Origin of the sequence: Roseivivax marinus (genome assembly GCF_900109705.1) — a bacterium.
Taxonomy (GTDB): domain Bacteria; phylum Pseudomonadota; class Alphaproteobacteria; order Rhodobacterales; family Rhodobacteraceae; genus Roseivivax; species Roseivivax marinus.
Genome location: NZ_FOAI01000004.1, coordinates 51,276 through 63,522, shown reverse-complemented (window position 1 = coordinate 63,522; position 12,247 = coordinate 51,276). Strand labels below are relative to the sequence as shown.

Here is a 12,247-nt window from a genome sequence, read left to right as displayed (position 1 = left end):
AGCCCGCCCATGATCCGGCTCGAGAAACGCCGCCAGCCCTCCACCTTCTGGTCCGCGATGGCTCCGCTGATGGCGGTGCTGCTGACCATGATCGTGGGTGGTGCGATGTTCGCCGCGCTCGGTGTCGACCCGGTGGCCGCGATCCGCACGATCTTCTGGGACCCGCTCTTCAATCCGCAGTTCGCGTCCTATTCGCGGCCGCAGCTGCTGGTGAAGGCCGGGCCGCTTATCCTGATCGCCATCGGCCTGTCGCTGGGCTTCCGTGCCGGCGTGTGGAACATCGGCGCCGAGGGCCAGTACATCATGGGCGCGATCTGCGGCGCGGGCGCCGGTCTGATCTTCTACCCCTCCGAGTCGGTCCTGATCTTTCCGCTGATGGTGATCGCAGGCGGACTTGGCGGCTGGGTCTGGGCGATGATCCCCGCACTCTTCAAGACGCGCTTCGGCACGAACGAGATCCTCGTGTCGCTGATGCTGGTCTACGTGGCCGAGTCGATCCTCGCTTCGGTCTCGTCGGGTCTGTTGCGGAACCCCGAGGGCATGGGCTTTCCCGGCTCGCGCAACCTCGCGCAGTGGGACGCATCCGCGAACCGCGAGCTGATTTCGGGCACGGGGATGCACTGGGGCGTGGTCGCGGCCTTCATAGCGGTGATCCTGGCTTACGTTCTGCTGTCGCGTCACATCCTCGGCTTCCAGGTCCGGCTGTCGGGCGCGGCACCGAAGGCGGCCCGACTCGCAGGCGTCAGCCCCGCGCGCATCGTGATCTTCTGCCTCGGCACCGCCGGGGCGCTCGCGGGCGCGGCGGGGCTCTTCGAGGTCGCGGGCCCGGCGGGCCAGATCTCGATCGACTTCAACTCGGGCTACGGGTTCACGGCGATCATCGTGGCGTTCCTCGGGCGGCTGCACCCAGTGGGCATCCTGTTCGCGGGCCTGCTGATGGCGCTTACCTATATCGGCGGCGAGCTCGCACAGCTCATGCTGGGCGTGCCCGGCGCGTCGATCCAGCTGTTCCAGGGGATGCTGCTGTTCTTTCTGCTGGGCGTCGACGTGTTCACTCATTACCGGCTGAGGCCGACTGCGCGGGAGGCGGCGTGATGGATTTCGGCTCGATCAACCCGGTCCTGCTTCTGGCGTCGGTCATGGTCTCGGCGACACCGATCCTGTTCGCCGCCATCGGCGAGCTGGTGGTGGAACGCTCGGGCGTGCTGAACCTCGGGGTCGAGGGGATGATGGTCACGGGCGCCGTGGTGGGCTTTGCCGTTGCGGTGAACACCGGCGCGCCGCTGCCGGGCTTCGCCGCGGCGGCGCTCGCCTCGGCGGTGCTGTCGCTGACCTTCGGCGTGCTCACGCAGGTCTTCCTGTCGAACCAGGTGGCCACCGGGCTTGGCCTGACGCTGGTGGGGCTCGGCCTCTCGGCGCTGATCGGCAAACCCTACGAGGGCATGAAGTCCCCCACCCTGCCGCGCATCGACCTCGGACCGCTGACGGACCTGCCGGTGGTCGGCCGGCTGGTCTTCGGCCACGACATTATGGTCTACGTCGCGCTGGCGCTGGTGGCGGGCGTCTGGGCCTTCCTGCGTTACACCCGCGCTGGCCTGATCCTGCGCGCGGCGGGCGAAAACCACGACGCGGCCCACGCCCTCGGCTACAAGGTGATCCGCATCCGGCTGGCGGCGATCTTCTTCGGCGGCGCCTGCGCGGGTCTCGGCGGGGCGTATCTCAGCCTCGTCCGGGTGCCGCAATGGACCGAGGGCATGACCGCCGGCGCGGGCTGGATCGCGCTGGCCATCGTCGTCTTCGCCTCGTGGCGGCCGTGGTGGGTGCTGGTCGGCGCCTACCTCTTCGGCGGCGTCACGGTGCTGCAGCTGAACCTTCAGGCCGCGGGGGCGCAGGTGCCCGTCGCGCTGCTGTCGGCCTCGCCCTACCTGGTGACGATCCTCGTGCTGGTCGTGATCTCGGCCCGCGGCCACCACGGCGCGCCCGGCTCGCTCGGCCGGCCGTTCCACGCCAGCCAGTGACCCGCGACGCCTGCCCAATCCGCGCGCACATGCCTACGCAAACGGCAGTGTGACGTCGCGCAGAGCTTGCCCTCGGCCCGGTTCCATGTCGATGATCCGGGCCGACGCAAAGCCGACACCGATAACCAAGCAGACCACCAGGGGAGACTTTCCATGAACCGCAGAACCCTTCTGGCCAGCGCCGCGATCCTCGCCGCGACCGCCGCAGCCCCCGCCTTCGCCCAGGACGACCCCGTCAAGGCCGGCTTCATCTACGTCGGCCCGATCGGCGACGGCGGCTGGACCTACGAGCACGACCAGGCCCGCCTCGCCGTCGAAGAGGAATACGGCGATCAGGTCGAGACCGTCTACCAGGAGAGCGTGCCCGAGGGCGCCGACGCCACCCGCGCAATCACCCAGATGGCGCTTTCGGGCGCGGACATCATCTTCACCACCTCGTTCGGCTTCATGGACCCCACGGTCGAGGTCGCCGCGCAGTTTCCGGACGTGAAGTTCGAGCACGCCACCGGCTACAAGACCGCCGACAACGTCTCGACCTATTCGGCGCGCTTCTACGAGGGCCGCGCGATCCAGGGCCATATCGCGGGCTCGATGACCGAGACCAACAAGGTCGGCTACATCGCGTCGTTCCCGATCCCCGAGGTCATCCGCGGCATCAACGCGGCCTACATCCACGCCAAGAAGGTGAACCCGGACGTCGAGTTCAACGTCGTCTGGGCCTACACCTGGTTCGACCCCGCCAAGGAAGCCGATGCCGCGCGTGCCCTGATCGAGAACGGCAACGACGTGATCCTTCAGCACACCGACTCCACCGCGCCCCAGGCCGCCGCACAGGAGGCCGGCGACGTGATCACCTTCGGCCAGGCCTCGGACATGTCGGAATACGGTCCCGAACCGCGCGTGTCGTCGATCATCGACAACTGGGCGCCCTACTACATCGACCGCGTCGGCGCGGTGATCGATGGCACCTGGGAAAGCCAGCAAGTCTGGCACGGCATCGACGAGGGCATGGTCGAGATCGGCGAGATTTCCAGCGCCGTGCCGGAAGAACTGAAGGCCGAGGCGCTCGACCTCAAAGAGCGCATCGCGTCGGGCGAGTACCACCCCTTCACCGGCCCCATCAATCGCCAGGACGGCTCCGAGTGGCTCGCCGAGGGCGAGACCGCGACCGACGAGACCCTCCTCGGTATGGATTTCTACGTCGAGGGTCTGACGGGCGAGATCCCCAACTGATCCGCTTTCCAAGGACATGACGGCGCAGGCCCGGACCTCGAAGGAGGCCCGGGCCTTTTTTCGTTCGAATGCAGCGCATTGCTTGAACGCTCACGAACCTGTCAGGTCGGTGCCGGAACTCTTTTGTGTCGCGCGCGATATGATAACACGCGTCCAAGGAGTGAATGATGCCCGATCCGAAAACACGTCTGCGCGCCGGCCGCTTCGCGATGGCCGGAGCATTCGTCGCCGGCCCCGGTCCGGCGCCGATGCGCGCGGAGCCTGCCCTCGGTCGCGACGCAGCCGAGCCGGACGCTGACCAGACGCGGGACGGCACGACGACCGGACCGACCTGACCCCTGCAGATCCTTTCATCGCGAGGTTTGCGTCGCCCGCACCCCAATCGGAGCGGCGCAGGCCCGGCGGTCCCCCACGGGCCGCCGGGGAGCGGGCGGTGCCGCTTGGCCGGTGCCGCCCGTTTCGCGTAAGTACATTAGGACGGGAGCCCGTGGGGAGGCTTGACGCTTTGGGCACGCGCAATCTCACTGGTGACGTTTGGCGCGTCCCGATCTCCCTTGCCGTAGTCTCACAGCCAAGCAAGATCGGCCCGCCGGAACCGTGCATCACCGCCCCCGATAGAACCAGAATCTACGTGCGTTGCCGCGATATCGGGAACACCACGTGATCCGCTCCCTTTCGCGGCGCGTGGGCTTGCCCGAAACTTCATCCCACCGGGCGGGTCAGGACTCCGCCGCGCGGTCGGTTTCGCCGGCACCGCGCGCCGGCGCATCGGCCCGGGCACGGCTCCGGGCGGTCATCGCCTCGGCGTGACCGTTCAGAAGGTTCGGCACCAGCCGCTCGGAGAAACCCGCCAGCACGCACACGAAGCTCAGCCAGTAGGGATCGAAGCGGCCCGGTCCGACCGTGAGTCCGTCGCCCGGCGGCTGGAACAGCCCGGTCAGAACGCCGGACCGGAACCCGAAATAGATGATGAGCGCCCCCATCGCCCCCACCAGCACGCGCTGCGCGCCGTAGATCCAGTGCATGGTCTGGGTGACCGTCGGATCGACCTCCATGCTCTGCAGGCTGACCGTGGTCGAGAACAGCGCACCGACCGCGCCCATCATCACCGCGAGCGAGAACTCCTTGACGTCGAAGGCGAACGCCGACGTGTAGCCCGAGCGCGCGAAGATCAGCGCGCCCGCGATGGCAATGGCCACGAGGATCACGTTGATGAGCAGGTGGACCACCCGGGCATGGTTGCGGATCCGCGCGCTCAGCCGGTTGCTGAGATTGGCGAGCGAGGCGCGCGCCTGCTCCGGCTGGCCAAGCAGCGCCTGCGCGATGCACCGCGCCAGTTCTCGCTCGTAATGGATGATGTTCGCGCAGCGCTTGGTCCGGCCGGGCAGGCTCAGGCGCGGCCTCAGGATGTGGATGAGGTGGTTGAACTCGGCGATGTCGGCGCCGAGGCCAAGGTAGATGTGTTTCTGCTGCGCGGCGGTCTTGTCGTCGTCGGAGAAGAATGGCGAGATCCCCGCCTCCGTGCGGTAGATCTTGAACTCGTCAACGGCCCAGAGAATGTCCTGCACCTCCCGCCCCCGCGGATCGAGCCCGCCTGCATGAAGGTCGGCCAGCCGGAAGGTGCCGCGCTCGGAGCGGGCGGCGCCTTTCGTGGTCGCCGGTGCGGAAGCCGCGGACGCGGGAACGACGTCGCCGTCGGGCATGGCTGAATTCCTTGCGTGGCTATCGAGTTCAATACAATGCATCGAACTATACCATGGAGTGCATGCCCCCGGAAGCGTTGCACGCGTCGGGTGTTCCTGACTTGCCGGGGCCTGCGTCGCCGTCTACACGCGGATCGCGATTGTGCACACCAATACGCACTATCCTCATTACCGTGCATTCATGCACCACGTCTCCGCGCGCGTGCGGCCTCGCAAGCCACGCGCCTGCCGCTATCTAAAAGGGCATCATCGCGACGTGGCCAGACATCGACACAGGAGAAGATCGATCATGCGGAAATTGCAGGTGCAGGGCGTGCACCACATCACCCTGACCGGCGCCGACCGGCAGACCTCGATCGACTTCTGGGAGGGCGTCCTCGGCATGCCCTTCGTGTTCGACCAGCCCAATCTCGACGATCCCGACGAGGGCCACCTTTACTTCGACCCCGGCGACGGGCGGCTGATCACGATCTTCACCAACGAGAGCCGCAAGCCGATGCACTCCCGCACGCCCACCGATCCGGGCTGCGTGCATCACCTCGCCTTCAACGTCAGCCGCGCCACGTGGCTGCAGGTGACCGAGCGGCTCGAGGCCCGGGGGATCGGCCATTCCGGACCCAAGGACCGGGGCTTCATGGATTCGATCTACTTCAAGGACCCGCTCGGCCTGCTGATCGAGCTCGCGACCTACAAGTTCGAGCCGCCGATGGGGGCGAGCCATGCCGACGTGATGATCGAGGCGCACCGCATCCGCGTGGAAGCCGGCGACCACCACATCGCCGAGGTGCATCTTGCCGACGCCATCGAGCGGCTGGTGGAGCGGCGGCAGTCGACGCTCTCCGACGACCGGGCGCCGAAGGATCCCTACCGGAAGGGGTGAGGTCTCGTGTCTGCACGGAAGGGCCGCGCAGGCGGTTGCCTCCGCCAAGCACGGCAACGAGAAAAAGCGCGGCGGCGCCGGGTCGGCGCCCTCAGGCGCGGCCGCCCTCCGAGGACAGCGACACGGCGTTGACGCCGAGGGTCGCAAGCGCAGCGCCCCACTTCTCGTCGTCGGGTGTCGAGAAAACCAGGTCGCGCGTGGCCTCGCAGACCAGCCAGCCGTTCTCCGCGAACTCGGCTTCGAGCTGGCCCGGCCCCCAACCGGCGTAGCCCAGGCACATGATGCGGTCGGCCGGGCCGGTGCCGCGGCCGATTTCCTCGAGGATGTCGAGCGTCGCGGTCATGTGGAACGCATCGGTGACCTCCAGCGTGGTCACGACCGAGGTGTAGTCCGGCGAGTGAAGCACGAAGCCGCGGCCGGTCTCCACCGGGCCGCCGAAATGCACCGGCTCGCCCTCGACCGGCTCGTCGGTGTCGATCGACAACTGCTCGAGCAGCATTCCGAGGTCGATCTCGGGCGTGGCCTTGTTGATGATCAGGCCCATCGCGCCTTCGTCGGAATGGGCGCACACGAACACGACGCTGTTTGCGAAGCGCTGGTCGCCCATGCTCGGCATGGCGATGAGGAGTTTCCCGGCAAGATCCGTGGACGGCACGGCTGTATTCATATGGTGCGGCTTTCCGGTGCGGTCCCCGTGAACATGGCCGCTTGCCGGGAAGCGTGCAAGGGCGGGCCGGGTTGTCCGAACGGCACCGGGCGGACGGCGGTCTTGCGTGAGCGCTACGGCGGCCCGCTTGCCACGGCAATGTCCGGCAAGACGTCGGGTCGCCCGCCTGGCCACGGAACGGGCGTGCAGCGGACCCGCTGAGCCGGGCGGGCCGCGGGACGCTTCGCCTTCTGCCCTTCACTTGGCAGGCACGGCACGTGGGCCCTGCATTGCGGCTTCGACGCAGACGGCCGCGCCGACGCCGACTTCCCTGCAACGTGACTTTTCATTTCACGGAACCCGCGCGATGAGTCGTGCCATGATGCATCGACTTCTCGCAGCTCTCGCCCTCGTCGCCGCGCCCGCCATTGTCGCGGCGGAGGTGCCCTCCGATGTCGTATCGGGCACCCTGCGTCCGGGCTGGCGCACCGCCGACGGCACCCACGTCGCCGCGCTGGAGCTGCGGCTCGCACCGGGGTGGAAAACCTACTGGCGGGCTCCGGGCGACGCCGGGATTCCCCCGCTGTTCGACTGGTCAGGATCGAGCGGACTGCGCGGCGTAAACGTGACCTGGCCGGTGCCCCACGTCTTCCGGCAATCGGGAATGCGCTCGATCGGCTACTCGGACCGCGTTGTGCTGCCGCTGACGGTGGCGACCGATGGTGGTGATGCGCGGCTCGACGGTGAGGTCGAGATCGGCGTCTGCCACGACGTCTGCCTGCCGGCGACACTGAAGGTGTCCGGCACGCTCGACGCCACCACGACGACACCGGACCCGGTGATCGCAGCCGCGCTTGCCACCCGTCCCTTCACCGCGGCCGAGGCCGGCGTGTCGTCGGTGCGCTGCACCGTGGCACCGGAAGACGACGGGCTGGCGCTGACCGCCGAGATCGCGATGCCGCGGCTGGGCGCCGACGAGGAAACGATGATCGAGACCGCGAACCCGGCGGTCTGGGTGTCGGAGCCCGAGACCCGCCGCTCTGGCGACCGCCTGGTCACCGAGACCCGCCTCGTGCACGTGGACGGCAGGGCCTTCGCACTCGACCGCTCTGGCGTCCGGATCACGGTCATGGCGAACGGACAGGCAGTGGACATCAAGGGCTGCAACGGCTGAGATCGGCGCGGGACGCGTGGAGCCTGACGGCCGGAGCGGCGCCGGGCTCATGGGTCCGAGCGCCTAGAGCGAAGCCTTCGGCGCCTTGCCTACGGGACCTCGTGTCGCCTCCGGGCCCGTCGAGGCGCACCGTAGAGCGGCTTCGACCAGCAGCGGCCACCGGTCGTGACCCGCGATGGGCACCGCTCCGAACCGGGCACGGTGTCACGGCACTGCGCTCCGTTTCCGCATCACCCGGTGCCGTTACGTCACCCAGCTCAGGAACTTTGGCGGCAGGCGCTCAAATTCCTTGCCGCATGGCCTCTTGGACCGCATGATCGGAGCCGGGGCGTCAGAACGCGCCCCACCTTGAGACCCCGGACAACGGGGCCGAGCAGTGATGAGGCAATCGATGACCACACCCCCCGTTTCCGCGGGCCGTTTCGGCCGGCGCCGCTTTCTCTGTACTCTCGGCGCAGGCCTGACCGCGCCCCTCGTTTCCGGCTGCGGCTTCCGCCGCGAAGAGCCGCTCCCCTCCCCGGCCCGTTCGGGGACGCGCCTCGATTCGGTGTTCCCGCGGGTGGACAGCCACCTCAACATCCGCAACGCCCATACCGGCGAGCATGTGGCCGTGCGCTTCATGGCCGACGGGCGCGAACGGCGCCGGGCGCTGCGCAAGCTCGACTGGATCTTCCGCGACTGGCGGGACGAGGAAGCCCCGGACATCGACCGGCGCATCTACTGGACCCTCGCGGCCCTGAGCAACGAGGCGAAGCGCAACGGCCATTCCGGCGAGATCACCCTGCTGTCGGGCTACCGCACGATGCACACCACCCAGCTGCTGCAAAGCAAGAGCACGGGCGCCTCGTCGACGAGCTACCACATGCGGCGGCGCGCGGCGGACATCCGGTTCGAGGGTATTCCGCCGGAGCAGATCGCGCGGCTGGCCGAGTGGCTCGAGGTCGGCGGCGTCGGACGCTATGGCTCGCGCTTCACGCATATCGACTCCGGGCCGATCCGGACCTGGGGCACCTGACCCGGCGGGACCGGCCGCGGCGGTCTGCGTGGCGGGACCGGCGGAGGCTTCAGCGAGGGCCGAGCGAGGGCGCTGCCCTCGCGCTCCCGGAGTATTTGTAACGAGAAGAAGGGCCCGGAGCGATCCGGGCTTCTTGCCTGTGCAATATCGTGCGGACGCGGGCGCGACAGCCGCTATTCGGCCGGCAGCGCGGTCCGACGGCGGCGGCGGGCCAGGGCAAGCCAGAGGCCGGCGGCGGCATAGGCCCCTATCACGAGCAGGGTCGTGCCTGCGACGAAGAGGGCCGCGGCCAGCGGCTCGGGGTCGAGGCCGGGCGCGAGGGCGGCCAGCGGAGCCGGCAGCGCACCGGTAACGCCCACCCAGCCGAGCGTCGCGCCGAGCCACGCGATCACCACCGCCACGCCCGCCGCATGGGCCAGCCGTGCCCCGCGCAAGCGGTGACGCAGCCCACGCCCGAGAGCGGCCCGGGCGCGGGCGAAGTCCTCTCCGATCGACAGGAGCGCCGGGACCACGAGCAGGACGAGGACCATGCCGAAGCCCAGCCCGTAGCAGAGCGTGATGACCGTGGGCTTGAGAAACTCGGCCTGGCTCGAGCCCTCGTAGAGCAGCGGCGCGAGACCCAGCACGGTGGTCAGCGTGGTCAGCAGGACCGGGCGCAGGCGGTCGGCCGCGCCATCGATGATGGCCGGACGGATGCCGCGCTCGGACGCGTATTCGTCGATGGTCGTCACCAGCACGATCGAGTCATTGATGATGATGCCGGTCATGCCCAGAAGGCCCACCACCGTGAACATCGAAAGCGGCACGTCCCACACGTTGTGCCCCCAGATCGTACCCACCAGACCGAAGGGAATGATGGCCATGACCACCAGTGGCCGGGTCCAGCTGGCGAAGACCCAGGCCAGCACGAGGTAGATGCCCAGAAGCACCAGCACGAGGCCGGTCAGCGCGTCGGACATGAACTCGTCCTCGTCCTCCGAGAGCCCCGACAGCACGTAGTCGACCTGCCGCTCGCTGGCGATCCGCGGGAGGATCTCGTCCTCCAGCGCCTGCATCACGTCGGCTGCCGCCTGCGGGTCATCCTCGTTCAGATCGCCGGTGACCGAGATCAGCCGCACGCCGTTCTCGCGGCGGACGGTGGAGAAGCCGGCGCGGCGGTCGACCTGCACGATGTCCGACAGCGCCACGTAGCTGCCCGCCGGCGTGCGGAGTTGGGTGCGGTCGAGGAAGTCGGCGGTCAACTCGTCTTCGGGCAGTTCCACGCGCACCTCGGCCGACCGCGGCCCGAGCGGGTAGGTCGCGGCCTCGATGCCACCCAGGCGTGCGCGCAGGGTCTGGCCGAGGCTGTCGATGTCGAAGCCCAGCGCCTGCCCTTGCGGCGTCAGGTCGAGGATCAGCTCCTCCTGGTCGTAGGGCAGATCGTCCTCGACAGCGGAGACTTCGGGGAAGCGCGCAAGCGCGGTCTTGAGGTCCTCCGACGCGGCCTTGAGGGTCTCGGCATCGGCGCCGGAGAACTGGATGTCGAGCGCGTCGCCCCCCGGCCCGGAGCGCCAGCCGCGGAAGCTGATCGTCTCGGCGAGGGGTAAGTCCTGCACCTCGTCCTGCAGCTCGGCCACGAAGGCGAAGCTCGAATAGGGGCGCAGGTCGGCCTCGATCAGCTCGATGGAGATCGCGCCGAGCTGATCGGGGTCCTTGCTTTCGGTGCCCGACAGGCCGCGGCCGGTGTTGCCGCCGATCTCGGTCATCACGAACGAGACGGGGTTGAGGCCGTATTGCTCCTCGTAGCGGGCGCCCACGGCTTCGGTCGCGCGCTGCATCTCGCGCATCATCTCGAGGCTGTCGTCGCGCGTGGCGCCGGGGGCCATGGCGAAGTTGCCCGAGATCGATGGCTGCTCGGGCGCATTGAAGAAGCGCCACGGCACGTCGCCCCGGATCAGCAGCGCGGCCTGCGCGGCCAGCAGCACCACGGCGCCGGCGAGCACCACGTAGCGGGCGGCGACCACACCGGCCATCAGCGGACGGAACAGGCGTTCCCGCACCCAGACGAAGCCACGGTTCACCACGCGCGACGGTGCGTCGTACCAGTGCGACTTGCCGGTGTGGCGCAGGGCGTGGCTCATGTGGTTGGGCAGGATCAGGAAGCATTCGACCAGCGACGCGATCAGGACCGCGATCACCGTCAGCGGGATATCGCGGATCATCTCGCCGAACCGGCCGCCGATTACGGTAAGGCCGAAGAAGGCGATGACCGTCGTGAGCGTCGCGCAGAACACCGGCAGCGCCATGCGGCTCGCCGCGCGTTCGGCGGCTTCGACAGGTGACAGGCCGTTGCGCGCGAGATGGTCGGCGTGTTCGCCCACCACGATGGCGTCATCGACCACGATGCCCAGCGTGATGATCAGCGCGAAGAGCGAGATCATGTTGAAGGTGATGCCGCCCGCGTACATCAGCGCCACCGCGGCGAACATGGCGGTGGGGATACCCGCCGCCACCCAGAACGCCACGCGGGCGTTGAGGAAAAGGAACAGCAGCACCACCACCAGTCCAAGGCCCATCAGGCCGTTGTCGATGAGGATGTCGAGACGTGCGCTGATCGCGTCGGCGCGGGTGCGGATGAGGTCGATGGTGGTGCCCGCGGGCATCTCGACCTCCATCTCGGCGGCGATCTCCTCGACCGAGCGCTGGATGGCGATGGCATCGCCGCGGGCCGAACGGTCGACGCGGATCGAGATCGCGGGATTGTCGCCCACGAAGTAGCTGCGTTCGCGGTCCACGCCCTCCACGCGGATACGGGCCACGTCGCCCACCCGCAGGTTCGAGCCGTCGCTGTTCGAGCGCAGGACGATGTCCTCGATCTGATCCGCGGCGCGCTTCTCGGTTCCGGTGCGGACGCGCGCATTCGCGCCCTGCACCTCGCCCGCGGGGTCGGCGTCGATCTCGGCGGCGATGGCAGAGGAGATCTCGCGCAGCGTGACGTCGTAAGCGAGGAGGTTGGCCGAGGGCACCTCGATCACCGTGCGGGGCGCGGCGATCCCCCGGATGGTGGTGCCGGTGATCCCGGCCTCGAAAAGGCGCTGCACGAAGGCGTCGGCGTAGCCCGCGAGTTGCTGCACCTCGATCGGGCCGGTCACCACCACGTCGGTGACCCGGTCGAACCAGTTGTTGCGCGTGACCTCCGGGTCCTCGGCATCGTCGGGCAGGCCCGAGACCTGGTCTACGGCCTGCTGCACGTCATTCGCGGCGCGCGCCATGTCCCAGTTGGGTTCGAACTCCACCTCGAGCGAGGCCCTGCCCTCCTGCGAGCGGGCCTCGGTGGCGGTTACCCCCTCGACCGCGACGAGCGCGGGTTCGAGCAGTTGCACGATGCCGGTGTCGATGTCCTCGGCGCCCGCGCCCTCCCACACCACGTCGACGTCGATCTCGTCGATCACGATGTCCGGGAAGAACTGCGCGCGCATGTTCGGGATGGCGAGCACGCCCGCCGCGAGCATCATGATCAGCAGCAGGTTCGCGAGCGTCCGGTGACGGACGAAATAGCTGAAAAGCCCGCGTGCGGATCCCGGTGTGCCGCGCGCCAT

At 68.6% G+C, this 12,247-nt stretch carries 10 protein-coding genes; 7 read left to right on the top strand and 3 right to left on the bottom strand.

Annotated elements, in window-relative coordinates; translation table 11 throughout:
• The first annotated feature begins 9 nt into the window (after positions 1 to 9).
• From BMX29_RS06560 to BMX29_RS19165, 4 genes are all read left to right on the top strand, one after another.
• Positions 10 to 1,095, top strand: a complete 1,086-nt coding sequence (locus tag BMX29_RS06560) for an ABC transporter permease (protein ID WP_092811375.1) — start codon at positions 10 to 12, stop codon at positions 1,093 to 1,095.
• A complete protein-coding gene (locus tag BMX29_RS06555) occupies positions 1,095 to 2,018 on the top strand; it encodes an ABC transporter permease (RefSeq protein ID WP_175471146.1) in 924 nt (307 codons plus the stop codon). The genes BMX29_RS06560 and BMX29_RS06555 overlap by 1 nt, the downstream gene beginning before the upstream one ends.
• A 153-nt stretch (positions 2,019 to 2,171) precedes the next feature.
• Positions 2,172 to 3,251, top strand: coding sequence for a BMP family ABC transporter substrate-binding protein (locus BMX29_RS06550; protein ID WP_092811373.1), 1,080 nt, complete (start codon positions 2,172 to 2,174; stop codon positions 3,249 to 3,251).
• Between the two features lie 167 nt (positions 3,252 to 3,418).
• Positions 3,419 to 3,586 (top strand): hypothetical protein, encoded by a 168-nt coding sequence (locus BMX29_RS19165; protein ID WP_157835865.1) that lies wholly within the window; start codon positions 3,419 to 3,421, stop codon positions 3,584 to 3,586.
• A gap of 384 nt (positions 3,587 to 3,970) precedes the next feature.
• On the opposite strand, the gene BMX29_RS06545 is transcribed toward BMX29_RS19165, so the two are convergent.
• Complete coding sequence (locus tag BMX29_RS06545; RefSeq protein ID WP_092811371.1) at positions 3,971 to 4,954, bottom strand: hypothetical protein; 984 nt, start codon at positions 4,952 to 4,954, stop codon at positions 3,971 to 3,973.
• 289 nt (positions 4,955 to 5,243) lie between these two features.
• On the opposite strand from BMX29_RS06545, the gene BMX29_RS06540 reads away from it, so the two are divergent.
• On the top strand, positions 5,244 to 5,834 hold the full coding sequence (locus BMX29_RS06540; RefSeq protein WP_092811369.1) for a VOC family protein: 591 nt from the start codon (positions 5,244 to 5,246) through the stop codon (positions 5,832 to 5,834).
• A 91-nt stretch (positions 5,835 to 5,925) separates the two neighbouring features.
• Here BMX29_RS06540 and BMX29_RS06535 read toward each other — a convergent pair whose 3' ends face one another.
• Entirely contained in the window at positions 5,926 to 6,501 is a 576-nt protein-coding gene (locus BMX29_RS06535; RefSeq protein ID WP_092811368.1) for a YqgE/AlgH family protein, read from the bottom strand.
• 358 nt (positions 6,502 to 6,859) lie between these two features.
• Here BMX29_RS06535 and BMX29_RS06530 point away from each other — a divergent pair, with 358 nt between their 5' ends.
• Both BMX29_RS06530 and BMX29_RS06525 read left to right on the top strand, forming a co-directional pair.
• Positions 6,860 to 7,654: a protein-disulfide reductase DsbD domain-containing protein gene (locus BMX29_RS06530; RefSeq protein ID WP_092811366.1), complete on the top strand. Its 795-nt coding sequence runs from the start codon at positions 6,860 to 6,862 to the stop codon at positions 7,652 to 7,654.
• A gap of 391 nt (positions 7,655 to 8,045) precedes the next feature.
• Complete coding sequence (locus BMX29_RS06525) at positions 8,046 to 8,669, top strand: YcbK family protein (RefSeq protein ID WP_175471145.1); 624 nt, start codon at positions 8,046 to 8,048, stop codon at positions 8,667 to 8,669.
• 173 nt (positions 8,670 to 8,842) lie between these two features.
• On the opposite strand, the gene BMX29_RS06520 is transcribed toward BMX29_RS06525, so the two are convergent.
• Positions 8,843 to 12,247 (bottom strand): efflux RND transporter permease subunit, encoded by a 3,405-nt coding sequence (locus BMX29_RS06520; protein WP_092811362.1) that lies wholly within the window; start codon positions 12,245 to 12,247, stop codon positions 8,843 to 8,845.